The sequence below is a fragment of the Paenibacillus sp. yr247 genome (assembly GCF_900103825.1).
Lineage (GTDB): Bacteria > Bacillota > Bacilli > Paenibacillales > NBRC-103111 > Paenibacillus_E.
In genome coordinates this window covers 381,003-405,250 of sequence record NZ_FNIF01000002.1, presented here as the reverse complement: position 1 = coordinate 405,250, position 24,248 = coordinate 381,003, and the positions used below count along the sequence as shown (strand labels likewise).

Sequence of the window (24,248 nt, the reverse complement as noted above, 5' to 3'; positions counted from 1 at the left end):
TTTGCTCCAAACATCCCATGTGCCGAATGAGACTGGAACGAGCATGGGAAAATAAGGACACGTAAAAGACTTGTCATTATGGTAAGCGCTTCATACAATAGGAGTATAGCATCAACACATTAGATTGGAGAGCTGCAAGATGCGTTTTAAAGATGTATTTTCGATCATCGGACCTTCTATGATCGGTCCATCAAGCTCTCATACCGCAGGAGCGGTTCGGTTAGGTCGTGTTGTCAGACAGCTGCTAGGTGAACTGCCAACAAAAGCTGAAATCACGCTGTACGGTTCTTTCGCGGATACTTATCGAGGGCATGGCACCGATTTGGCACTAATTGGCGGTTTACTGGATTTTGAAACCGATGATCCACGTATTCCTTTTGCTGCCGAAGAAGCTGAAGCGCTCGGTGTAGAGATTGCTTTCCGTACAAGTAAAGATAAAGCAGATCATCCCAACACCGTCGGATTCATTATTTCATCAAGTACACGGGAAGTGAGTATGACTGGAGCATCCATCGGAGGTGGTAACGTGGAAATTGTCAAAGTGAATCATTTCGACGTGAAATTTACCGCGGTATACCCTACGTTAGTTATTTCCCACCATGATCGTCCAGGTATGATAGCGGATATTACCACCTTATTGGGGCGAAGCCAAATTAATATCGGGTTCATGGATTTGGATCGGAAAGGCCGAGATCGGGAAGCGATGACAGTAATTGAAACAGATGTATCTATTCCAGATTCTCTTATTCAAGAGCTTAAGAGCTTAAGTATGATTTACGATATAAGAAGAGTGGATCTCGCGGAAAGAGGCGAATAAATGAGATTCCAGACATTGAAACAACTAGCGGAGGTATGTGCTTCTGAGGGATTAACCATTGCAGAAGTCATGCTTGCGGATCAAAGCCAAGAATCAGGCAAAACACCTGAATATGTATTCGAAAAGATGCAGGCGTATTATCAAATTATGAAAGAGGCAGTTGCCAAAGGATTGACCGAGGATACAACATCCCGCAGTGGGTTGACGGGGAAAGACGCTCAGCGTGTCGCCACTTATTTAACAACTTCGGAAGCATCCTTAGGTGAAGAAGCTTGCAAAGCGATGGCGTATGCCCTTGCCGTATCGGAAGTTAACGCATCCATGGGCCGAATCATTGCCACACCGACGGCTGGCTCTTGTGGGATTATTCCAGGTGTTTTCATTAGCAGTCAGCAGCGGTTTGGATGGGATGACGATCATATGGTGAGAGGCTTATTAAGCGCCGGTGCCATCGGTTATGTCATTGCCAACAATTCCTTCGTCTCGGGTGCGGAAGGCGGATGCCAGGCTGAAGTCGGGTCTGCCATAGGTATGGCAGCGGGCGCTCTTGTGGAACTTCGGGGCGGCACACCGGAACAGGCGATGCATGCCGTGGGGCTTGCGCTTAAGAACACACTGGGACTTATTTGCGACCCTGTTGGCGGTTTGGTTGAAATTCCTTGTATCGTTCGCAACGGATTTGGGGCGGTTAATGCGATGGCGGCAGCCGATATGGCTTTGGCTGGTGTTCGATCTGTCATCCCTTCGGATGAAGTCGTCCAAGTGATGTATGAGGTGGGTACGGCTATGCCTGAGAAACACCGGGAGACAGCCAAGGGGGGCTTGGCCCAGACACCGACAGGTCGCCAAATTATGAAAGAGCTCAATCTGGGTAAGAAGCGATAATTGTTAAGTCTGTGGGGAATCACCTACAGGCTTTTTTTATTTTTTTTACCGAAAATCGGCATTATCTAGGCATCACACTACAAGGAATTATATGATGCGAAAAATCGTGTTTAGATTATTTTAATCTGCACGCTCACGATAAGTAGCGGATGCTCCCATGTGAATATTTACAACAAGCTATTAAAGCGTTAAGGTTGCCTCATCTGAGCCGTGCTCCGTTAGAAGGGGATTGGGCAGTGGAACAGTTTTACTAACGTCCAGATATTTCCCTCCTGTTCATTTCGGTATATAGTAAAAGAATTGAAGTGTTTGAAAGGAGTTATCTGACCAGATGCAAACAACGATGAGTGATGAACAAAATGGCATTTTTCCTGCCGTATGCTCACTGGATTGTCCAGATCAATGCGGTTTGCTGCTTCATAAGGAAGCAGGAAGGATCGTTAAAATAGAGGGAGACCCCGATCACCCAGTTACACAAGGGGCCATTTGCAATAAAGTTCGTAACATGACGGCAAGAATGTATGACGAAAAAAGGCTGCAGTTTCCCATGAAGCGCGTTGGTCCGAAAGGGGAGGGCAGCCAGTTTGAAAGAATTACCTGGAATGAAGCGATCGAAACTATCACGAGCCGCTGGAAAAAGCTGATCGCTGAAGAAGGGGCAGAGTCTATCCTGCCATACAGCTTCTATGGCAACATGGGACGGATCGGAACCGAAGGTATGGATCGTCGCTTTTTTAATCGGATGGGAGCGAGCCGACTGCTTTATTCAATTTGTGAATCAGCGGGCACAGAAGGCTACAAGTATACAATGGGTGGCAGCTATGGGACGGATCCAGAAGAAACGGTTCATGCCAAGCTGATCATCATGTGGGGGATCAATGCGGTCAGCACGAATATGCATCAGGTGATGCTGGCTGAGAAGGCGCGTAAAAATGGTGCGCAAATCATCGTGATTGACGCTCACAAAAACCAAACAGGCCGCTGGGCGGACTGGTTTATTCTGATTTTACCTGGCACGGACGCCGCCCTTGCTCTCGGCATTATGCATATTTTGTTCGCAGAAAATAGGGTAGATGAAGCGTTTATGCAGCAGTATACCGTTGGGCATGAGGAGCTAAGGGAGCATGTGCGGCAATATAAACCTTCCGTGGTATCTACAATAACAGGTGTTCCTGTCGAAGACATCTACCGGCTTGCTCGCTTATACGGACAGACCTCACCTTCTTTTATTCGAATCGGAAACGGTATTCAGCACCATGATAACGGCGGCATGTGTGTGCGAACTATATCTTGTTTACCAGCGTTAACGGGACAGTGGCTGCATAAAGGCGGCGGCGCGATTAAAGGAAATGGCGGTTATTTGGAGCACAATATTCCCGCCTTACAGCGACCTGATTTGCGGGAGAAGGAAGCTCGTCAAATTAATATGAATTTACTCGGGAGTGCCTTGCAGGAGCTTGACCCGCCTATTCATTCGCTCTATGTGTACAATTCCAACCCAGCGTTAGTTGCTCCCCATGCGAATAAGGTGAGGGAGGGACTCCAGAGAGAGGATCTCTTCACTGTAGTTCATGACCTGTTTCTGACAGAAACAGCGAAGTACGCGGATATCGTGCTTCCAGCGACGTCATCCTTTGAAAATACGGACTTCTACCGTTCCTATTGGCATCAATATGTGCATCTTCAGCTTCCAGTCATAGCACCATATGAGGAAAGTAAAGCCAATGTAGATGTGTTTCGTTTATTGGCGGTAGGGATGGGATACGAGGATGAAGCCTTGCGGGATAGCGATGAAGCTTTGGTGCGACAAGCATTGGATCATCCTGGAAATCCTGCTCTGAACAACATATCGTATGAACAATTGCTGGAAAAACAGTTTATGAAGGCGGATGTAAAGCCCTTGCTTTCAGCGGAATTAAAGACACCGAGCGGGAAGATCGAGCTGTATTCACATGAGATGGAGAGTAAAGGCTTCCCACCCCTTCCGACATATACGCCACTCGCCTACGAAGGTGACTTGCCATTCTTGTTCGTTCCGGCGCCGAATCATAACTTCCTGAATTCGACATTTGCGCATAATGAGAAGCATATTCGTATGGAGAAAAGACCGAAGCTTCATATGAATGAAGCGGATGCATCCGCATTAGGCTTGGTCAGTGGCGATGTTGCCCGCATATGGAATGACCGCGGGGAGTGCGAATTAGTCGTAGCGGCGGGCTCGGATGTACTGCCAGGCGTGGTTGTGAGTCAAGGACTGTGGGCGGATTTACCGGGGAATAAAGCGTTGGTTAACGCGCTTACGCCGGACCGTGTAGCCGATATGGGCGGAGGAGCAACGTTTTTCTCAGGCCGCGTACGGGTAGAGAAGCGCAAGGCCAACTGAACCGTTGGGCGGTTAGCCGCATAATGTAATTCAGGAGGTGATGACCTATGTCATTACAGCAAAAAGCGTATGCCTGGATCGGAAGTCCAGTAGGTGTATCCCTAATGGACGGCACCGGTGTTTCTGGTATTTTGTGCAGTATTCAAAATGGGTCTATTTATATGATCGAATACTTATATCACACCCAATTCGCTACCAAGCATTATGCATTCAATCAAATACGAGACATTCTCCCGTTCCCGCAATGCCCGCAACCGCAGCTGTTGTACCAAACGAAACCTTTATATTAGTCTTAACACCGATCCTAATAGATCGGTGCTTTTGTTTTGGGAAATCCGGCATGCAATTGATGTAAAAAGCGCAGCTAAAAGATAAAGACAATGAAGATAAAGACAAAGAAGATAAGGAATAAAAGACTATCAACACCAACAGAGTCGGCTGGGATCTCCCTCCCGGCTCTTTTGTTGTACGTATCTTGCGACTCAGCCGCTTAGCATCAGGAGGAGCATTCATGGTACAATACGGAAAACTTAAGGTAAATGGTGAACCTATGACATTTGAAGAGGTAATGGAAAATTTAGAGGAGCTTGGAAGCGAGCAAACGAAGAAAACATTTCTTCGACACGGAGCGCGGGAACCTGTTTTCGGCGTAAAAGTAGGTGATCTGAAGAAGTTAGTCAAATATGTTAAAAAAGATCGTGAGCTGGCACTCGCTCTCTACGACTCAGGAAACACGGATGCGATGTATTTGGCTGGACTCTCGATTGATCCCAAAACAATGACAAAGGAAGAGCTTCAGAAGTGGGCGAAGCATGCTTATTGGTACATGCTTACCGAATATACGGTTGCTGGAGTGGCCGCAGAAAGCAGCAGCGCGCTTGAACTCGCAAGGGAATGGCTGCAATCACCCGATGAATTGCTAGCCACATGCGGATGGAGTACGTATACGAACTACATTAGCATTACGCCAGATGAGAAGCTCGATCTCATTGAAATTGCTCAGCTGCTGGAGCAGGTGAGAACAACGATTCATGCTGAAAGAAATCGCGTTAGGTACACAATGAACACCTTCGTTATTGCTGTGGGAACGTTTTATCAACCGTTATTTGAGGTTGCGATAGAAGTAGCCAGTGAGATCGGCAAGGTTCAAGTGGATGTCGGTCAAACCGCATGCAAAGTACCGCTCGCCAGCGAATATATCCATAAAGTGGAATCGATGGGGCGTGTAGGAACAAAGAAGAAGACATGTATTTGTTAAAATGATTTTATTAGAAAAATTATTTTTGAACATCCTTATCGTTCTTGCTCCTGTCTTATTGCAAAGCGTTTTTGGAGAGCGCTGGCGCTATGCTCATTCGCCCATAATGATGGGCCTGCTTTATGGCACAGCCTCCTCCCTGTGTTTATTATTTTCCTATTTTGAACTCCAATTATTTTGGGATCTACGTTATGTTCCACTTGTGATCTCGACCATTTACATGGGACCTATAGCAGGTGTGATTAACTATCAGCTAAAATAGTTCTATTTCTCTATTTTACCGGTATCAACGACCTCGAAGTCGCTGCCCTTAAGCTTACCAAGGTTGTGCAAATCTTCGTCGTCCCAAAGCAGATTTGGCGCACCGCTGAGATATAGATCACTTCCGTTATCGGCCACAATCATGCCATATTTCTGCAGCGCACGAAGGATGGCCTGATTCGTTTTCGTGAACCCAGACACATCAAAATCGCTTCGAAGCCGGAGCCGCAGTCCCATCGGAGGACGGTTGGGATCCGTACTAGTAGAGGCGTAGTGAGTGGCAGGAGCGACGAATCCGCGCTGCGTCTTTTGCACAGTGAAACGCAAGGCGTGATTGATTTCTCCCGCGGCCGCTTCCTCATAACGGACGAGTCCGGGGAAGATAGGCAAGCCAGCAGCGTCTGCAGATGTCCAATACTTTGTCCTTAACGTATTGGAGGTAAGATCCCATTTGGCACCGTTCGAAGCTGTCCATCCATCACCTGCGGGATGCGCGTTGTACAGCTCGTATAGCAAATGATTGCTTTTATCGACCACGATGACATGACGATCGCCGTCACTGGCAGAGCCTCCTTCGATTGGCGCATTTGTCGGAATAGGGTAAGGTCCCGGATCGCTCTCGTCCGCGTAATCCGTAAAAGTCACATTTACTTTCGGTTGATCGCCGTTAACGATCGTGTACGGAATTCCAATGGGAGCTCCCTCCCATACGGTACCAAAATCCGCATGCATCTTTGTATTCACGCCGATAGAAGCAATGAATCCAGCAGAGTTTGAGTGAACCGGGTAGTTGGATATGTCCGTATTCCAAGGGTTATCCTTGGGGAACACTTGCAAAGCCGCAGAACTGGACCCGGTACTAGGTTGTTCAGGCAAAGGTTTCGGAATAGGCTTTTTCCCAACATAGATGGAGCTAGTCGCATCCTCCCAATCTACCGGTTTACCCAATGCTTCAGACATAAAGCGCAACGGAACATAGGTCGTGTTTTTATAAATGAATCCTTGTAAATCGGATGCGGGCTGCTTGTTCATCCCGTCAAAATAGTAGCGAATATCGCGGAAATAAACGTCAATGCCAACAGCACCGGTCGCCGCGTAGGTGAGGCCCGAGAAAAACACGGCTCCACAAACGAAACCGATTGCTCCTGCCTTCCATTTTCCCATCGTGTTCAACTCCTCGTGTAGTTCAGTATGTATTGTCCTTAACCTGCTGTATTTCCCATTCTATCTGTGACAACCTGGGACAACCATAGGGCATCAAACTCATTTTGCGCCTAGCTTAGTCAAAAAAGCCTAGTCAAGTTCCCTCTTACTTCAAGGGACTGACTAAGCTTTTTTTGATAGATATTTACAAATTACCGATTATCGATTTTTTCTGGATAAAGATCATGGTTCATCAATCGATGCTCAGCCATCGCTTCGAACTTCGTACCGGGTTGACCCCAGTTACAATAGGGATCGATGGAAATACCGCCGCGAGGGGTGAATTTACCCCAAACTTCAATGTAACGAGGCTCCATCAGTTCGATCAAATCATTCATAATAATATTGACACAGTCTTCGTGGAAATCACCGTGATTCCGGAAGCTGAACAGGTACAGCTTAAGGGATTTGCTCTCAACCATTTTAATATTCGGAATATAGGAGATATAAAGTGTAGCAAAATCTGGCTGTCCAGTTACGGGGCACAGACTGGTGAATTCAGGGAAATTAAATTTAACAAAGTAATCCCTGTTCTGGTGCTTGTTATCAAATGCTTCTAATAAAGTTGGATCATAATTGAACACATACTTGGTTCCTTGATTGCCTAATAAGGTAATCTCTTTCAAGTCTTCATTACTTCTACCAGATGACATAGGTGGATCCTCATTTCATAGTTTTTTATAGAGGGAGTTTGCGAACCTCTTCTATTTTCATAAGAAATGTACCATATATGAAGGGAAAATGCATCCTCATAGCCGTTGGAATTTCGTGGAGAGTCTGCTTTTTTACGCCAAATTCTCAAATGTTCAAGTGCTTGTGTACGTGTAGCCAAACCGGTTAGATACGGGTAAAATAGATACATACTTGTGTCATAAAAGAGATGGAGGTTTGTAAGCTTGAAAGCCTATAAGGAGCTATTACAAGATATACTTGCCAATGGGACGAAAAAGGAAGATCGAACGGGTACGGGGACAATTTCGGTATTTGGCAGACAAATGCGCTTCGATCTCTCGAAAGGATTTCCTTTGCTGACAACGAAAAGAGTGCCTTTTCGCTTAATTGCTAGTGAAATGCTTTGGTTTATTAAGGGAGATACGAATATTCGTTATTTATTACAACATAACAACCATATATGGAATGAATGGGCTTTTAAGAAGTGGGTAGAGAGCGCCGATTATACGGGACCGGATATGAGCAATTTCGGATTGCGTTCACAGCAGGACGAAACATTCAAACTTCAATACGATGAGCAAATGGATGCTTTCGTGAAAAAAGTGCTGGAGGATGATGAGTTTGCCAAGCAATACGGTGAGCTTGGAGATGTTTATGGTAAACAATGGAGGGATTGGACGACGACGCAGGGAGGCACGATTGATCAACTCAAAGAAGTTATTCATATGATCAAAATGAACCCGGATTCTCGCCGTCTTATCGTATCGGCCTGGAACCCTAAGGATATACCGAGTATGGCGCTTCCGCCTTGTCATACGATGTTTCAGTTTTATGTGGCGGAGGGCAAGCTATCCTGTCAGCTATATCAACGAAGTGCTGATACGTTTCTCGGCGTCCCTTTCAACATTGCCGGTTATGCGCTGCTGACGCACCTTATTGCACAGGAATGCGGACTGGGCGTCGGAGAGTTCGTACATACGATCGGTGATGCGCATATTTACACGAACCATATGGACCAAATTCATCTTCTGCTCAGCCGTGAGTCAAGGGAATTGCCTACGCTTAAACTGAATGAGGAAGTCGCTTCTGTCTTTGATTTCGACGTGAGCGATATTGAGATGATCGGTTACAATCCGCATCCAACCATTAAAGCGCCTGTAGCGGTATAATCATGTGGACGAAAGGAGAAGCTCAAACATGAGTATCTCATTTATTTTTGCAATGGATCGCAATCGAGCCATCGGGCTGAATAATAAATTGCCTTGGCATTTACCCGGGGACCTGAAGTTTTTCAAATCCGTTACGATGGGACACCCGATTCTCATGGGACGTAAAACGTACGATTCCATTGGAAAACCGTTACCGGGCAGACGCAACGTCATTCTTACACAGAATTCCGATTTTCAAGCAGAGGGCTGTGAAGTCATTCACTCTGTACATGAAGCGGTTGAGGCCTTCCGAGATCAGGAGCTGTTCGTTATTGGCGGGGCGGAAATCTTCCGGTTGTTTACTTCTGTTGTGGACCGCATGTACATTACGTACATTGAGCATGAGTTTCAAGCAGATACGTACATCTCCGAATTCGATATGTCCGAATGGACATTGGTATCCAGTGAACAAGGAGAACGCAACGAGAAAAATCCTTACGAGTACTACTTCCGAATTTATCAAAGAAGACAGGCATAGCAAAGGCCTTGAGCGCTGTTAATAACAGTACTCAAGGCCATTTTTTTATCTACGCTTTCTTGTAAGTGAGACGATCAAGGATAATGCACCCAGCACCACTGCAGCAATGGAGAGGTAGAAAGAGGTATTGGACGATGAATTGCCACTGGCAGCACTGCCAGCCTTTACTTGACCGTGACTGTCTGTCGTAGCACCCGCTGCTGCTTTGGCTTTGACTGTCGTTACGGAAGCCGGTTTGTCCGATCCATCGGCACCGACCCATTCGACAACGCTGCCATCTTTGTAGGTCTGGTAAGCCTTCCATACGATCTGGGTAGCTGTATCAGCCACCTTGCCTTGCATACTGAAATCGCCGAATTCCGTACTGGATAAGCCGTCTCCGGTTGCTTTCCAAGTAACCCCTGTTATTTTACCAGCAGGATCTTTGGCAAGTTCGTATGTCCACCCAGCTTTGGGTTCGAAGCGTGAGATGGCTACGGAATCCAATGGGAATTTGACTTCTACCTGCACCGTAGGAATGTCTTTCTCGGTAGGTACACGCACCGTAAATTTCTCATAGCCACCTTGGGTAGCTTCTTTCGGATATACAACAACATGGGCGCTGGCGATTCCCGCTAGAAGCATAGAGCCGATCAGCATTATACCTGCATTTAATATGAACTTTTTAAACATAATTGGGTGTTCCCCTTTCAAATCAACTCTTATATGTTGTCCATATTACCTGATAGACAAGCATATGAGTATGACTCGACTGGGCTATTTTTTCGACTAGTGTTGTCCTTTTCGTGTCAGCCCGTGCTTTATGGCGAATCCGGTGAGCTGGACTCGATTCTCGAGGCCAAGCTTTACTAATATATTTTTCATGTGATTCTTAACGGTATGCTCCGAAATCAGCAGCTTTTCCGCGATCTGCCTATTGTTATCCCCTTGGGCTACGTAAGCTGTAATTTCCTGTTCACGTGAGGTCAGCATGCTCGGGGTTGGGCCTTCCGTTTGCATACTAATAGGCGCGCGGAATCGTTGAAACAGCTTGTCTGCCATTCCCCTGGCCACCTCTGAATTATCGTCGAGGAGCGCGCGCAGGTAGGTGAGCCATTCGTCGGGGTCCATGTTTTTTAGTAAATAGCCTTGAGCTCCGAATTGTAACGCTGTAAAGAGATCAGCTACATCGTCGGACACTGTAAGCATGACGATGCGTATAGCCCCATATACTTGCTTAATGCGCCGAGTAGCTTCTAGTCCATCCATAGGAGACATATGGATATCCATCAATACCACATCAGGCATGACTTCACCGCATAATAGAATAGCTTCTTCACCGCTAGTGGCTTCTCCCACAATATAGAAGTCGGATACAGGCTCCAGCATGCTGCGAATAGCTTTCCTTGCAAGCGGATGATCGTCTACGATGAGAACGCGGAATGGTTGATTGATCGGCATTATAAACTCCTCCTATCTGCTTGTACGAGAAGCGAAGTTCCTGATCCAAACTCGCCAACTTCCCTCATCTTAAACTCAAAAGTTGCACCTAGCTCGGCCGCTCGTTTCTGCATCAATTCAATGCCGTACTTTTTGCCTTTTCCTTGAAGGTTATGCAATCCACATCCGTTATCGGTAATATGCAGTTGCCATGCCTTTGGGTGAGCTTCCAGAAGAATTGCAGCTTCGGTTGCCTTGGAATGCTTGCGTATGTTGGTAAACGCTTCTTGTATGATGCTGAAAAGCTGAACTTCCTCACCGGATGAAAAGCTGCGCTCTTCAATAATCAGCTTCTCCTGAAGCTCAATCCCCGTCACTAAATGCCAGTCTTTCAGGAATTTGTGGATTCGCTGCTCCAAGCTAGTTCCTTCTTCCAAAGGTGTTCTAAGATTAAAAATGGCCTGCCGAAGCGAGTTGTCGATTTCCGAAACAGCCGCTTTGGCTTCCTCTAAATCACCTTGCTTCAATTTTACATTAAGAAAAAAGAGGGTTTGAGCCAAATCGTCATGCAGTTCTCTAGCCAGACGCTCACGCTCTTCATAGACCGCTCGACGGGCTTCACCGATTGTCACTTTCTCATTGCTGCGCTCAATACTTTGAAACATCCACGAAGCAAACAGATAGGAGAGCAATAAGGTAATGATCGTAATGGAGAAATTACCAGCTTCCATCGTTAAATAATTAAGAAGAAATTCATGTCGTATATATTCAAAACCACCGATGATGATAACCGGTACAAAAATCGTAAATATCTTGAAAAGACGAAGAGACATAGGGCTTATTAACTCCTTTATCAGCATTCAATGTCTGGAACGGATTCTATTATATCAAATAAATGTTAGATTTCTTCACAAAAATGATGAATGGACTTCTCAAGTCATGCACACGTGTGCTACATTATTAATAAATCGTGTCACGGATAAGAAAGGAATGGTGTCAAACCCATGTGGAAATCATTACTGCAGCAGCGAAGAAGCTGGAGTGGATACGTTGGTGTTATTGCACTCTTACATATACTAGGGCTTTTTGGATTATATAGTGTAGCCAAGACGTCGCCTGCCTTCTGGGGAATTGGACTGCTTGCGTACACATTAGGTATGCGGCATGCTTTCGATGTTGACCATATTGCAGCTATCGACAACACCGTACGCAAGCTCGTTCAACAGAAGAAGAATCCATTAGGCGTTGGTTTCTACTTCTCACTTGGACACTCCTCCGTTGTGTTCATTATGACCATTGTGACTGCGTTCTCTGTTCAATGGGCAGAGCGTGAGCTTCCTTGGCTGCAGCGTTTCGGAAGCGTTATTGGCGCTTCGGTTTCAGGTCTGTTTCTCGTTCTTATCGGTATTTTAAACTTACTCATCCTTATCAATTTGTATAAATTGTTCCTGAAATTTCGCGGCAGCGCACAAGGTGAGAAAGAGTTTGAAGAGCTGCTGGAGTCCCGTGGATTCATTGCTCGTATGATCAAACCGCTTCTTTCTTTTATAGGCAAAAGCTGGCATGTATATCCGTTAGGTTTCCTCTTTGGTTTAGGCTTTGATACAGCGAGCGAAATTGCGCTTCTGGCTATTTCAGCCCATGCAGCGAAGGAAGCCATCCCTTTCATTGGCGTCATATCGCTTCCGCTGCTCTTCGCCGCAGGGATGAGCCTTTTCGATACAGCTGACGGCATGTTTATGACCAAGGCCTACAAATGGGCATTCCATACACCTGTACGTAAGCTGTACTATAATTTGACAGTGACCGCTTTGGCTGTCATTGCCGCTCTAATCATTGGGGTTATCGAGTTAGGGCAAGTTCTATCGGAGGAATTTGGCATGGAAGGAGCTTTCTGGACGTGGCTGCAGGAAATTGATTTCGGGACATTAGGCTATATCTTAGTCGCTCTGTTCGTAGTGGCCTGGATTGTATCTATTGCCATATGGAAAGGGATGAAGATCGAAGAACGGTGGAGTGCAAAAGTGTGACCCATGATGGTGGCCTCGGAAGCTCGAGAGGCTGCCTTTTTGTTATGGTGAACAATGGAATATGAAATTTTTCTAAAGGTCATGATAGAAAAAAGGATTTTGCCGAAATACGTTGAAAGTAGTCTGTCTAATATTTTGATTCTATTTTGAGAAAGTAGGACTTGTATGATTGAGTTTAAACATATTTCCAAAGTATATCCTAACGGAACTGTTGGTTTGAGTGACATTAACCTGACCATTCAACCTGGAGAATTCGTTGTTATTGTTGGCCTATCAGGAGCAGGTAAATCGACTTTACTGCGCTCTATTAATCGTTTACATGAGACAACTGATGGACAAATATTGATTAATGGCAAATCGATAACAATGGCGAACGGTGCCGAATTGCGCCGCATGCGCAGAGATATCGGGATGATCTTCCAAACCTTTAATTTGGTCAAGCGTTCCACTGTACTTCGTAATGTGTTATCCGGTCGTGTAGGTTATCATTCTACTTTACGTACAGTTCTCGGATTGTTCCCCAAAGCAGATATCGAGCTTTCCTTAAAAGCACTGGAGAGAGTGAATATTCGGGAAAAAGCTTATTCACGCGCCGATGAATTGTCCGGTGGTCAGCAACAACGTGTTTCCATTGCGAGAGCATTGGCACAAGAAGCCAAAATCATTTTGGCGGATGAACCGGTAGCCTCCCTTGATCCATTAACAACGAGACAAGTTATGGATGACTTGAAGCGTATTAACACGGAGCTAGGTATAACGACAGTCGTTAACCTTCACTTTATCGACCTTGCACGTGAATATGCGACTCGGATTATCGGACTTCGCGCTGGTAAAGTCGTATACGACGGACCTGTTGCGGAAGCGACGGATGATGTATTCTCCGAGATTTATGGCCGTGCTATTAAGAAAGATGAGCTTCTAGGAGGGCAGGAGGGATGAGTGTAACCACCGTCAAGAAGCCTCCTCGTACGAAGTTTTATCTCATAACCCTGATCATGGTGCTTTTCCTGATCGGGAGTATTTATCAGACCGATGCGACGCTGACCAAGCTCGTTTCGGGTACACCGGAGATTCTTAAATTCATAGCCGAAATGTTCCCGCCGGATTGGCTATTTTTCGCAGATATTTGGAAGCCTATGGCGCAAACACTTCAAATGTCCATTATTGGGACAACGATTGGAGCACTGTTTGCTTACCCTATGGCACTACTTGCAGCCCGTAACGTGACTACGGCGCCATGGTTGTTCTATCCTGCCAGACTCATCATGAATCTAATCCGTACAATTCCTGATCTGCTCTATGCTGCATTGTTTGCGGTGTTAGTAGGCTTTGGCCCAACAGCTGGTACACTTGCGCTTATATTCTTCACCTTTGGTATTTTGTCCAAGCTTTCCTATGAATCAACGGAAGCGATTGACCCAGGACCGCTTGAAGCCATGACGGCTGTAGGTGCTAACAAGCTCAAACTGATTCGTTTCGGTGTTATTCCTCAAGTTGCGCCTACGTACTTGGCTCATTTTTTGTACACGTTCGAAGTTAGTATTCGTGCCTCAGCCATTCTTGGTTTGGTTGGAGCGGGTGGTATAGGCTTGCTGCTCAAAAACACGTTGGATTTGTTCCGTTACGATCAATCCTGTGCAATTGTTATTTACACGTTATTAGTTGTTGTTATCATCGATATGGTCAGCACACGATTCCGTTCCTATTTGTTAAAAGGGAGCGCGAAACCGATGTCAGAGTCTCGCGCACGCACATATAAGATACTTGGCTCATTTGCCATTATTGCCTTGTTTATATGGGCTTTAACCGGTCTGGAGCTGACGGGCTTTCAACCAACGACTTGGATATTGACGAAGTCAATGTTGTCTGGTTTAATGCATCCTGACTGGGCTTATGTTTATATCCCAGATGGAGAAGACTTACTTCGATCTCTGCTAGAAACGTTATCCATTTCCTACTTAGGCAACTTCGTCTCAGCTTTCGTTTGCCTGCCATTTGCTTTCTGGGCAGCAGCCAATATGAGTCGTTTCCGTGCAGTTTCAGGCACAGGAAAATTCTTCTTAAGTGTTGTTCGAACGATTCCGGAAATTATTATGGCTTTGATCTTTATTAAAGCGGTAGGCCCTAATGCATATGCTGGGGTTATGGCATTAGGACTACACTCCGTAGGGATGCTCGGCAAGCTTTATGCAGAAGCCATTGAAAATATGGACATGGGGCCTACAGAAGCCATGACAGCAGTCGGTGCGAACATTTGGCAGCGCATGGCGTTTGCTGTGGTGCCGCAGGTTATTCCTGATTTTATTTCATATACTTTATACCGCTTTGAGATTAACGTTCGTTCAGCCACATTGCTAGGTGTTATTGGTGCAGGGGGGATCGGTACGCCTCTTATCTTTGCACTCAATGCAAGGCAGTGGCCGCGAGTTGGTATCATCCTTATCGGTATTATTATCACCGTTTCTGTCATTGACTACATTTCAGGGGCCCTCCGTAAACGCATTGTATAAGGAAAAAGACGCCGCATTGCGGCGTCTTTTTTTTAATTGATAGGACTTTCGTTCAAACTTAGTTTGAATGTCTTCTATGAGATACTAAACGCAGTCCTTTATTTTCATGATGGATGTGTGACAAAGCTGAGGTACTTTCCGGTTCCAATACCTCGATTTGTTCGATCAGCTCTATAGGAATTAATATGTTATTCATTTTCAAAAGTTGAAAAGAATGATAGTAATTCGCAATAATTCCTTTGATCTCATCTTTACCGCACCGGATAGAGACCTCTTTTTTGCTGCTAATAAGCATTTCGAACATTCAATTTCACCTCTCTATGATATATGACAGGTCCAGGTAAACGTTTGTCATGCAAAAGTTAAAAATATGTGCACGGACTTGCCACATTCATAGTATGCGAGGGTAGATCGGAGTAGAAGTTAAAAAAAATACCTCTACATGATTCCGAAGAATTCATGGAGAGGTATTTTATTTGAAAGGGGAGCTAAAGCTTATTTCAAGCCCATTTCTTTGTTAACACTACGAACGATGTCGAATTTGGCATCATCAGAAGCTACATAACCTTTGTGGGAGTAAACATCGAAAATGACTTTTTGACCTTCAGGGTCGTTGCCAATTGCGATGAATGCGTCCGTGATTTTCTTTTTCCATGCTGCATCCATATCGGAACGAACAGCAATTGTATCATTAGGAATTTTATCAGAGAAGCTAAGAACGCGTGTTTGTTTGAATACATCTGGGTAATCTTTCAACATGTTAGTACGGATGTCTTGGAATACGCCTACAGCATCTACTTGACCGTTAAGAAGAGCGATAACCGCTTTATCATGACCTTGGAATTGAACGCCAGTTACGTCTTTAACCGGATCTACGCCAGCTTTTTTCAGGACGAATCCTGGGTATACGTAACCTGCTGCGGAAGTAACTCCTTGCCAGCCCATTTTCTTGCCTTTAAGATCAGCTACTGTTTTAATTGGGGAATCTGCTTTAACAAGAATCTCTGATTTGTAGAAATCAACAAGATCTTTCGTTGGTTGGCCTGTTGCATCGTCAACACCAAAACGTGTTGCTTGAACAAGCAAGTCAGCAGCTTTACGATTGTCATGTGCAACAACATAGTTGCTCGGTGGCAAGAAGCCAACATCAACTTGTTTGGAAGCCATAGCCTCGATAACCACGTTATAATCCGTTGAAACGGAAACCTTAACTGGGATACCAAGTTTGTCTCCTAGCAGTTTTTCAAGAGGTTTTGCTTTTGCTTCAAGTGTTTCTGCATTTTGGGAAGGAACGAATTGAACTTTAAGCTCTTTAGGAATAAATCCTGCAGCAGCCGGAGCAGCAGAAGCTTTAGCGGATGCTGAGGCAGCCGGAGCCGGCTCTGCTTTCTTTGCGCAGCCTGCAAGTACACCTGCAGCAACGATCATGGACAAGCTAATAACAGTAAATTTTTTCATCATCTTTTTTTTTGACCTCCGTTTAATATTTACTTTTACATATGAAGTACTATAACATTATCATAAAATATATGGAAGATAGTATGAAGTATTTGTGAAACTGACAATCGATATGTAGAGCATTACAAAATACATTTTTGGAGTGGGGAATTTGACTCAAACTAGTAAGCTGCAGAAAAGTAGGGTAATCATTCTGGAAACGAGCGATCTGCATGGAAATATGCTGCCTATTCACTATGCGAATAATCAACCAAACGATGTGGGTTTATCCAAAGTGGCTGCGCTTATTGCAGAAGAACGAAGGAGAGAAGCCAATGTTATCGTCATTGATAACGGTGATTTAATCCAAGGGACACCTCTTGCTTATCATCATGCGAGATTGGATAACGAGCCTATGGATCCTATGGTGAGTGGTCTGAACTATTTGGGGTATGATGCGGCTGTTCTTGGCAATCATGAATTTAACTATGGACTTGATGTCCTGCGAAAAGCGGTCAAGGAATCCCAGTTTCCATGGTTGTGTGCGAGCATTGTGGATGCTGAGAACGGAGAACCGTTCTTAGGGAAACCATACTTAATTAAACAATTACCAGAGGGAATTCGCATAGGTATTCTAGGATTGACGACACCTTATATCCCAAATTGGGAAAATTCTATTCATATTGAAGGTTTGCGATTTGTAGATGCTGTAGAAACAGCTAAGAAATGGGTGAAGTTGCTTAAAGAGCAAGAACAAGTGGATGTTGTTGTCGTTTCTTATCATGGCGGTTTTGAAAGACATCTAACGACAGGTGAGCCTACTGAGCCTCTAACAGGTGAAAATCAAGGGTATCAACTTTGTATGGAAGTCGAAGGTATGGATGTTCTGCTTACGGGTCATCAGCACCGAAGCATCGCGGGAGTAGAAATCAATGGTGTTGCCATAGTTCAACCTGGAACTGCTGGAGTAACCCTTGGTAAAGTCCAGTTGGAGCTGTCAAATGTCGATGGCAAATGGCGAATTGATTCCAAGAAATCGGAGCTGCTCTCGGTTGTCAATGTCGAGCCGGACAAGAAGCTTATAGAGTTTGTAAGTACGTATGAAGCGAAGACACAAGAATGGCTCGACCAACCTATCGGTATACTGACAGGGGATATGCTAGTTAAAGATCCCATGCAAATTCGTTTGAAAGACAATGCACTGATCGAGTTCATCAACCGGGTTCAGATGGAACTGTCGGGAGCCTCTATTTCGAATACAGCGTTGTTCGATAACGTATCGCCAGGGTTTCCATCTGACATTACAATGAGAGACATCGTCTCCAACTATATTTACCCGAATACACTGAGAGTGATTCGTATTTCCGGACAAGACATCAAGGATGCGTTGGAGCAGTCTGCGGAATATTTTGAACTCACACCTACTGGTGACGTTCAGGTAAGCAGCAAGTTTAGAGAGCCAAAGCCGCAGCATTATAACTATGATATGTGGGAAGGGATTACCTATAAATTGAACATATCCCGCCCGATTGGCATGCGTGTCGTTCAGCTTGAGCATGAAGGGAAGCCACTGAATCTCGAGGCCTCTTACGACGTTGTTATGAATAATTACCGAGCCGCCGGTGGTGGCAATTATGCTATGTTCCAAGACAAACCGGTTATCAAAGATATCCCTACGGATGTAGCAGAACTGTTAGCAGGGTACATTATGGAGCGCGGCACGATTGAAGCTAGCGTGAACGAGAATTGGGAAGTCATCTGGGACTAGGTCGCAGAAATGAAAAAAGCCGTACAAGGAGAGCGCATAAGCTCTTTCTTTGTGCGGCTTTTTGGCATGGATGGCTTATTTTTCACGAATGTACTCCCTATCCCCTGTCCTAGGATTATAATACACCCGATAGGTAAACCCATCCTTTGGATCAATGTACACTTCTGACGTCGAGACGAAGCCATTCGAAGGCCTGCCAGGCGTCTGGGAACCGTTGTTTTTATACCGCTTGTCATAAATGAGATAGCCGAGTAGAAGGAGAATTATAAAACCCAATAACCATGCTCCATAAATGAGAAAAAGCGGAATGAACTCACTCATAGCCTTCGTGTCCGGACGGCGGTGCCATAAGCAACGATTTCACTCATATTCTGACCGATATCACCGCTATCGAAACGCATCATAACGATGGCATCGGCGCCCATAGCTGCTGCATTTTTGACTAATCGATCTAAGGCTTGCTTGCGTCCGTCTTCCACCATCTGGGTATACTGTGTGACTTCCCCGCCGACAAGTCCCTTTAAAGAGGCGAGAATATCGCCGCCAATGCCTCTGGCACGCACAACGACCCCGAATGTACTGCCCAGCACTTCCGTTACTTCATAACCCGCAATGTTTTCTGTTGTAGCTACAATCACGAAGATCAGCTCCTTTTTTTTGTTAAATAGGCTCTTTGCTACTTGAATAGGATTCGATATTATTAACTTAGTACGAAAATGAGAAGAGGGGGTTTCACATTGAGCCGCATAAACACCATCGAATTATGGCTCGGAGCATCCAAGGATAGCATCGGTGAGGATAACCAAGGATGTCCGAGTTTGACACTGTATCCTGTGACAAGGGAAGGCCTGAGCTCTGCAGTCATAGTATGTCCCGGAGGCGGCTACAGTAGGCGTGCGGCTCATGAGGGGGAGCCCATAGCGAAATGGTTAAATGGACTGGGTATTTCAGCGTTTGTTTTGAACTACCGAGTAGCGCCTTATGAATACCCGGTTCCACTCCAAGATACCCAAAGGGCGATTAGGACAGTAAGGCAAAATGCCGAAGAATGGCACATAGATCCGAACCGCATTGGTATTCTCGGTTTCTCAGCAGGAGGACATCTAGCTTCTACAGCCGGTACACATTACGATGCTGGGGATCAAGAGTCCGTAGATCCGATCGAAAGACAAAGCAGTCGTCCGGACGTCATGGTGCTTTGTTACCCGGTTATTACATTCGGAGAGTATGGACACGTAGGCTCAAAGCATAATTTGCTAGGCGAGACACCGGATGTGAAGCTGGTATCATTGCTATCCAATGACAAACAAGTAACATCAGATACGCCACCGACCTTCCTCTGGCATACAGCCGATGATGCGGCCGTTCCAGTCGAGAACAGTTTGCTGTTTGCAGGGGCGCTTAGCCGCCATAAAGTACCTTTTGATCTGCACGTGTTTGAGAGTGGTCGCCATGGTATTGGAATCGCAAGTGATCATGCCGAAGCTTATATCTGGCCTGAACTTTGCGCCAAATGGCTAAAAAAGCAGCATTTTGCATGAAAAAGCTCTCTTACGAATGCCATATCCTTGGAGACTCGGCGATCGTGATTGGGCTTGGCGCAGATATCGATTTGCCCATTCTGAATCGGGTGCGACAGCTAACAGATTACCTAGAGAAAAATCGTTTCGTAGGCTTCATAGAAATGGTAACGGCTTATACATCGATAACGATTTATTATGATAGCAATGAGGTTTACAACCATTATTTAAAAGTGGAGGCCATTAAAAAATCCGGGCGTACCGGAACGAATACGTTGCTGCCCTATGACATTGTCTTCCTACATATACAGCATTGCTTGGATAACTTTGAACTTGAAAATGAGAATCATGGCAGCGAGCCTGCAGGCATCATTGAAATCCCTGTTTGTTACGGTGAGGGGTATGGACCTGATCTGAAGGATGTCGCAGCATATCATCGTGTCAGCACGGAAGAAATTGTTCACTTGCACTCCTCACAGGTTTATCCGGTATATATGATTGGCTTTGCACCTGGGTTTCCGTATTTGGGCGGATTGGATGACCGGCTTGTAACGCCAAGGAAATCAGTGCCCAGGATGAGGATACCTGCAGGTTCAGTAGGTATTGGCGGTGCTCAAACAGGTATCTACCCCTTTGAAACGCCTGGTGGTTGGAACTTGATTGGCCGCACACCGCTAGCTTTATTTCTTCCGGAATCCGATCCTCCATCTTTGCTGAAGGTAGGAGATCAAGTGAGATTTGTCCCAATTACGCAAGAGCAGTTTGATTATGTAAGTGAGAGGAACATGGGGAATGGGCTTTGAAGTCATTAAGCCGGGATTATTATCAACCTTGCAGGATGAGGGACGATATGGTTATCGAAAATATGGTGTCATTACATCAGGCCCCATGGACTTTTTTGCACATCGAGCTGCAAATGTGCTCGTAGGTAATACGGCCAATACTGCTGTATTGGAGATGACGCTGCTTGGACCGATCTTAGTTGCACACGAGGATATGCTTTTAGCTCTATGCGGAGCCGAGATGGAAGCAGATGTAGATGGCATTCGTGTGCCGCTGTGGCGTCCGTTCCTGATCCGTAAGGGAGAAAAGCTTAGTGTCCACTATGCGATTAAGGGTTGCAGAGCCTATTTAGCCGTCTGTGGAGGCTTCGAAGTAAAATCTGTTATGGGCAGCAAAAGCACCTATTTGCGAGCGGGTATAGGTGGTCATGAAGGTAGAGCACTTCAAGCGGGGGATCATGTAGCAGTTAGTCAAACCGGTATGGATACAAGGGTCAAAGGCAGTATTCCTCATTCAGGGTCTGTGAGTGCCTTTATTAGACCGGGCTATAAAGACAATCCAGTAGTAAGGGTTGTGCGAGGAAAAGAAGTCTCACTTTTTACGGAAGCTAGCAGAAGAAGCTTTTTTGCTCAATATTTTCTAGTTACTCCACAATCAGATCGTATGGGGTATCGCTTGCAAGGGAAGAAGTTAGAGCTTTCTAAAGGCATACCCCATGAGATAATCTCAGAAGCCGTTGTCCAAGGGACGATTCAAGTGCCCCCAAGCGGACAGCCCATCCTTCTAATGGCGGACTGCCAAACGACGGGAGGCTACCCACGTATCGCGCACATCATCACCGCCGATCTACCGTTGGTAGCTCAAGTGAAACCAGGCGGTACACTTCGTTTCCGTGAAGTCAGCCATCGGGAAGCGCAGGAGCAGCTTTTGCTGCAAGCGATGGATTTGCGACTGTTAGAAGCTGGTGTGCGGGCTTGGGTAAGGGATCATGGTTGACTGAGTACTAGAAAAGTTGATCAGATTAAGAGCTGAAGAGTGAAGGTAAATGGAATAGATAAAGCCGAAAGATCATTGGGCGATTGTGTACGGAAATGAGTTGAAGGCGAGACAAGCTAAGTGCAAAAGGCTGATGGTTGAGGAACTGAAGGAATGGGTGTGGAAATTGTGCGTATTGATTTGAATTGTGATATGGGCGAGGGCTTCGGCGCCTATCGCCTTGGCCGCGACGCGGAGCTGCTGGACTTCGTCAGCTCTGCCAACATCGCCTGCGGATTCCACGCAGGCGATCCTGCAACCATGCGCAGCACCGTGCAACTGTGCTTGCGCAAGGGCGTTGCGATCGGGGCCCATCCGGGCCTCCCCGATCTACAGGGCTTTGGCCGGCGCGAGATCGCGATCACGCCGGCTGAGGCTTACGAGCTGACGTTGTATCAGCTCGGGGCGCTGCAGGCTTTCGTCCACGCCGAAGGCGGACGCCTGCAGCACGTCAAGCCGCATGGCGCGCTCTATCACATGGCTGCGAAGCGCCATGATCTCGCCGCGGCCATTGCGGCTGCGACCGTCAGCGTCAGCACGGAGCTGACGCTGTTTGGCCCGCCCGGCAGCGAGCTGCTGCGGGCGGGTGCCGCCGCGGGGCTGCGGACCGCGAGCGAAGCATTCGCGGACCGCAGCTACCGGCGGGACGGCACCCTGACGCCCCGCGATCAGCCGGGGGCGCTGCTGCTCAGCGCCGCCGACGCTGCGGCGCAGGTCGTAAGGCTCGTCCGCGAGGGGAAGGTTCTCTCCCAGGAGGGAGAGGACCTGAGCATGCGCGCGGACACGATCTGCCTCCACGGCGACGGAACGCACGCCGTGGAGTTTGCGCGCGATATCCGAGCGTTGCTAAACAGCAGCGGCATCGCGGTCATCGCGATCGGGAATTAATCACGTGGCGTGGCGCTCCGCCACTAACGGCCTGCTTCGTCGATTAACTTGCATTGCCTATAGCAAATTTGTTCCAATCGGCTCCTAAACACACTGTTTAACCTAATTTGATGTACTTAATGCAGGTATTGCTCCATATTAAGGCCTTTCCCCTTCCCATTCTCTACCCCCTAGGAAAGAATCAATATAACGATTCTTTCACTTGAGAACAAGCTGGGAATATGAGTAAATATAGAGGTAGCCGGCCGGCTAATTCCTTAGGAAAGGAGTGATCAAGGTGATTACAACAAAAACAGAGGTGGTCTCTGCGTAAGCAGAGATCGTCGTTCCAACCGGGGGCCGCTAGGCCCCCGCATAATCTTTACTTAACGAGTAGACAGCAAGAAGTTTTTTACATATAATGAGAATGTGAACACGTAGTGAACACAAATAATAAAGGAGAGACTTTGCTCTCCGACCAAAGATCCCTAAAAAGGAGAGACTTTGCTCTCCGACCAAAGATCCCTATATTAGGTGAAAGGAGTGCTTTTTAATGTACACAATGACAATGACAGTAGCGATGAATGTTGCGGCCGCCGCAGAGGTACTCGTCTCCTAACTGAATATCATTCGTGGAATAACCGTTCACCTGAATTGTATAATTGCATACAACCGACAGGCACGATTATGATCGTGTTTTTTTTATTCCATTTTTTGAGAATGGTAGGAGGTTTAGGGGCGATGAAGATACTCTCTGCAAATCAGACAAAGTTCAACTTTGATCTACAATTTGAGGAGGTTTTCATCCATGAGTTACAAGAACGGGAAGGACGTTCTTCCCCCGAACCTATTAAAACAATTACAAGAATATATCCAAGGTGAAATTGTATACATCCCTAAGAAAGAGCAGAAACGTGCTGGTTGGGGAGAAAATAACGGAACACGCATCATCATTGAGCGTAGAAATCGAGAAATATTTCGGCTGTATCAAACAGGCTCCACAGTGATGGAACTGATTAAAGTCTTTCATTTATCGGAAGACAGCATCCGCAAAATAATCGTGAAAACACGCGAATTAACTGCAAATCAAGCGTAGAAGCAGCATCCTTAGAGGTGCTGCTTTTTCTTGTATAATTTGTAAAATGTTGAACGAAAGCAAAAGGGATAATCGCTTTCCTCAGCGAATTAATTGAATAGAAATTAACAATATTCGACAGGGAGGCGTTCCTTTGATATTTGTATTTGTCTATGGTACGTTACTTGTTGGAGAGTGTAACCATTCGGTTGCTGCCCCTTTTTTACGATCGGTGCAACCTGGCAGGATCGTTGGACGTTTGTTTGATGTGGGCCCCTACCCTGCACTTGCTTTAACGGATGGGGATCATCAAGTTGTTGGGGAATGGTTGGAGGTCACGGAAGAAGGACTGCAAGCCATGGATGTCTTGGAAGGCTATCATGGCCCCGGCGCTTCGAATGAGTATGACAGAGTATGGGTTAGTGATGTGAGTGGCTTGCGAGAAGGTTGGGTTTATATTTGGTCAAACATTAACGGGCTCAAAGAAATTAACGGCTCCTCATGGAAAGTATATTTAGCCCAAAAAAATAAGTGATTTTTTTCGATTTTTTTCGACAGAATTTCTATCCGGTCTAAGTGCATGATGCTATAATTAAGGTAATTTATTAGATTGAGGGAGAAACGGTTCATTTATTTTTC

27 protein-coding genes and 1 riboswitch are annotated in these 24,248 nt (G+C 46.0%); of the genes, 18 read left to right on the top strand and 9 right to left on the bottom strand.

Features of this window, described 5'->3' with window-relative positions; genetic code table 11:
• Positions 1–139 precede the first annotated feature (139 nt).
• From sdaAB to BLT91_RS31340, 6 genes are all read left to right on the top strand, one after another.
• The gene (gene sdaAB / locus BLT91_RS06570; protein WP_090818375.1) at positions 140–817 is read left to right on the top strand and encodes an L-serine ammonia-lyase, iron-sulfur-dependent subunit beta; all 678 of its coding nucleotides are present in this window, start codon (positions 140–142) and stop codon (positions 815–817) included.
• On the top strand, positions 818–1,702 hold the full coding sequence (gene sdaAA / locus BLT91_RS06565) for an L-serine ammonia-lyase, iron-sulfur-dependent, subunit alpha (protein ID WP_090818373.1): 885 nt from the start codon (positions 818–820) through the stop codon (positions 1,700–1,702). It abuts the gene before it with no gap.
• 331 nt (positions 1,703–2,033) lie between these two features.
• Positions 2,034–4,085, top strand: a complete 2,052-nt coding sequence (locus BLT91_RS06560) for a molybdopterin oxidoreductase family protein (protein WP_254776812.1) — start codon at positions 2,034–2,036, stop codon at positions 4,083–4,085.
• Between the two features lie 47 nt (positions 4,086–4,132).
• Positions 4,133–4,375 (top strand): hypothetical protein, encoded by a 243-nt coding sequence (locus tag BLT91_RS06555; RefSeq protein WP_090818370.1) that lies wholly within the window; start codon positions 4,133–4,135, stop codon positions 4,373–4,375.
• Positions 4,376–4,635: 260 nt separating this feature from the next.
• The gene (locus tag BLT91_RS06550; protein WP_090819793.1) at positions 4,636–5,343 is read left to right on the top strand and encodes a DNA alkylation repair protein; all 708 of its coding nucleotides are present in this window, start codon (positions 4,636–4,638) and stop codon (positions 5,341–5,343) included.
• Position 5,344: 1 nt separating this feature from the next.
• On the top strand, positions 5,345–5,605 hold the full coding sequence (locus BLT91_RS31340; RefSeq protein WP_090818367.1) for a hypothetical protein: 261 nt from the start codon (positions 5,345–5,347) through the stop codon (positions 5,603–5,605).
• Positions 5,606–5,607: 2 nt separating this feature from the next.
• On the opposite strand, the gene BLT91_RS06540 is transcribed toward BLT91_RS31340, so the two are convergent.
• Positions 5,608–6,768: a stalk domain-containing protein gene (locus BLT91_RS06540; protein WP_090818364.1), complete on the bottom strand. Its 1,161-nt coding sequence runs from the start codon at positions 6,766–6,768 to the stop codon at positions 5,608–5,610.
• A 191-nt stretch (positions 6,769–6,959) separates the two neighbouring features.
• Positions 6,960–7,460 (bottom strand): preQ(1) synthase, encoded by a 501-nt coding sequence (queF, locus tag BLT91_RS06535; RefSeq protein WP_090818361.1) that lies wholly within the window; start codon positions 7,458–7,460, stop codon positions 6,960–6,962.
• Positions 7,461–7,471: 11 nt separating this feature from the next.
• Positions 7,472–7,515, bottom strand: a riboswitch (PreQ1 riboswitch).
• Between the two features lie 188 nt (positions 7,516–7,703).
• On the opposite strand from queF, the gene BLT91_RS06530 reads away from it, so the two are divergent.
• Positions 7,704–8,648 (top strand): thymidylate synthase, encoded by a 945-nt coding sequence (locus BLT91_RS06530; protein WP_090818358.1) that lies wholly within the window; start codon positions 7,704–7,706, stop codon positions 8,646–8,648.
• A gap of 28 nt (positions 8,649–8,676) precedes the next feature.
• The gene (locus BLT91_RS06525; protein ID WP_090818356.1) at positions 8,677–9,165 is read left to right on the top strand and encodes a dihydrofolate reductase; all 489 of its coding nucleotides are present in this window, start codon (positions 8,677–8,679) and stop codon (positions 9,163–9,165) included.
• A 45-nt stretch (positions 9,166–9,210) separates the two neighbouring features.
• Here BLT91_RS06525 and BLT91_RS06520 read toward each other — a convergent pair whose 3' ends face one another.
• From BLT91_RS06520 to BLT91_RS06510, 3 genes are all read right to left on the bottom strand, one after another.
• The gene (locus BLT91_RS06520; RefSeq protein WP_090818353.1) at positions 9,211–9,837 is read right to left on the bottom strand and encodes a YcnI family copper-binding membrane protein; all 627 of its coding nucleotides are present in this window, start codon (positions 9,835–9,837) and stop codon (positions 9,211–9,213) included.
• A gap of 96 nt (positions 9,838–9,933) precedes the next feature.
• The gene (locus BLT91_RS06515; RefSeq protein WP_090818350.1) at positions 9,934–10,605 is read right to left on the bottom strand and encodes a response regulator; all 672 of its coding nucleotides are present in this window, start codon (positions 10,603–10,605) and stop codon (positions 9,934–9,936) included.
• The gene (locus BLT91_RS06510; RefSeq protein WP_090818346.1) at positions 10,605–11,417 is read right to left on the bottom strand and encodes a sensor histidine kinase; all 813 of its coding nucleotides are present in this window, start codon (positions 11,415–11,417) and stop codon (positions 10,605–10,607) included. Before BLT91_RS06510 ends, BLT91_RS06515 begins: the two co-directional genes overlap by 1 nt.
• 171 nt (positions 11,418–11,588) lie before the next feature.
• On the opposite strand from BLT91_RS06510, the gene BLT91_RS06505 reads away from it, so the two are divergent.
• The 3 genes from BLT91_RS06505 (at position 11,589) to phnE (ending at position 15,124) form a co-directional block, all read left to right on the top strand.
• Positions 11,589–12,614 (top strand): HoxN/HupN/NixA family nickel/cobalt transporter, encoded by a 1,026-nt coding sequence (locus tag BLT91_RS06505; RefSeq protein ID WP_090818343.1) that lies wholly within the window; start codon positions 11,589–11,591, stop codon positions 12,612–12,614.
• A gap of 165 nt (positions 12,615–12,779) precedes the next feature.
• Positions 12,780–13,553, top strand: a complete 774-nt coding sequence (gene phnC, locus BLT91_RS06500) for a phosphonate ABC transporter ATP-binding protein (protein ID WP_090818341.1) — start codon at positions 12,780–12,782, stop codon at positions 13,551–13,553.
• Positions 13,550–15,124 carry a phosphonate ABC transporter, permease protein PhnE gene (gene phnE, locus BLT91_RS33470; protein WP_090818339.1) on the top strand — a complete coding sequence of 525 codons (1,575 nt, stop codon included), beginning with the start codon at positions 13,550–13,552 and terminating at the stop codon, positions 15,122–15,124. Before phnC ends, phnE begins: the two co-directional genes overlap by 4 nt.
• Positions 15,125–15,182: 58 nt before the next feature.
• Here phnE and BLT91_RS06490 read toward each other — a convergent pair whose 3' ends face one another.
• Together BLT91_RS06490 and BLT91_RS06485 are read right to left on the bottom strand one after the other, a co-directional pair.
• Complete coding sequence (locus BLT91_RS06490; RefSeq protein WP_090818336.1) at positions 15,183–15,428, bottom strand: hypothetical protein; 246 nt, start codon at positions 15,426–15,428, stop codon at positions 15,183–15,185.
• Positions 15,429–15,619: 191 nt separating this feature from the next.
• Positions 15,620–16,585, bottom strand: coding sequence for a phosphate/phosphite/phosphonate ABC transporter substrate-binding protein (locus BLT91_RS06485; protein WP_090818334.1), 966 nt, complete (start codon positions 16,583–16,585; stop codon positions 15,620–15,622).
• A gap of 148 nt (positions 16,586–16,733) precedes the next feature.
• Here BLT91_RS06485 and BLT91_RS06480 point away from each other — a divergent pair, with 148 nt between their 5' ends.
• Positions 16,734–18,329, top strand: a complete 1,596-nt coding sequence (locus BLT91_RS06480; protein ID WP_302847462.1) for a bifunctional metallophosphatase/5'-nucleotidase — start codon at positions 16,734–16,736, stop codon at positions 18,327–18,329.
• Between the two features lie 75 nt (positions 18,330–18,404).
• Here BLT91_RS06480 and BLT91_RS06475 read toward each other — a convergent pair whose 3' ends face one another.
• Together BLT91_RS06475 and BLT91_RS06470 are read right to left on the bottom strand one after the other, a co-directional pair.
• On the bottom strand, positions 18,405–18,650 hold the full coding sequence (locus BLT91_RS06475) for an HD family phosphohydrolase (RefSeq protein WP_175532121.1): 246 nt from the start codon (positions 18,648–18,650) through the stop codon (positions 18,405–18,407).
• Positions 18,647–18,967: a YbjQ family protein gene (locus tag BLT91_RS06470; RefSeq protein ID WP_090818331.1), complete on the bottom strand. Its 321-nt coding sequence runs from the start codon at positions 18,965–18,967 to the stop codon at positions 18,647–18,649. The genes BLT91_RS06475 and BLT91_RS06470 overlap by 4 nt, the downstream gene beginning before the upstream one ends.
• A gap of 180 nt (positions 18,968–19,147) precedes the next feature.
• Here BLT91_RS06470 and BLT91_RS06465 point away from each other — a divergent pair, with 180 nt between their 5' ends.
• The 6 genes from BLT91_RS06465 (at position 19,148) to BLT91_RS06440 (ending at position 24,144) form a co-directional block, all read left to right on the top strand.
• Positions 19,148–19,870, top strand: a complete 723-nt coding sequence (locus BLT91_RS06465) for an alpha/beta hydrolase (protein ID WP_254776844.1) — start codon at positions 19,148–19,150, stop codon at positions 19,868–19,870.
• Positions 19,867–20,652: a 5-oxoprolinase subunit PxpB gene (gene pxpB / locus BLT91_RS06460; protein WP_090818325.1), complete on the top strand. Its 786-nt coding sequence runs from the start codon at positions 19,867–19,869 to the stop codon at positions 20,650–20,652. The genes BLT91_RS06465 and pxpB overlap by 4 nt, the downstream gene beginning before the upstream one ends.
• Positions 20,624–21,628: a 5-oxoprolinase subunit C family protein gene (locus BLT91_RS06455; protein ID WP_254776811.1), complete on the top strand. Its 1,005-nt coding sequence runs from the start codon at positions 20,624–20,626 to the stop codon at positions 21,626–21,628. Before pxpB ends, BLT91_RS06455 begins: the two co-directional genes overlap by 29 nt.
• A gap of 165 nt (positions 21,629–21,793) precedes the next feature.
• Positions 21,794–22,555 (top strand): LamB/YcsF family protein, encoded by a 762-nt coding sequence (locus BLT91_RS06450; RefSeq protein ID WP_090819783.1) that lies wholly within the window; start codon positions 21,794–21,796, stop codon positions 22,553–22,555.
• Positions 22,556–23,342: 787 nt separating this feature from the next.
• On the top strand, positions 23,343–23,630 hold the full coding sequence (locus BLT91_RS06445) for a CD3324 family protein (RefSeq protein WP_029194044.1): 288 nt from the start codon (positions 23,343–23,345) through the stop codon (positions 23,628–23,630).
• Between the two features lie 133 nt (positions 23,631–23,763).
• Entirely contained in the window at positions 23,764–24,144 is a 381-nt protein-coding gene (locus BLT91_RS06440) for a gamma-glutamylcyclotransferase family protein (protein WP_090818320.1), read from the top strand.
• Positions 24,145–24,248: the final 104 nt, after the last annotated feature.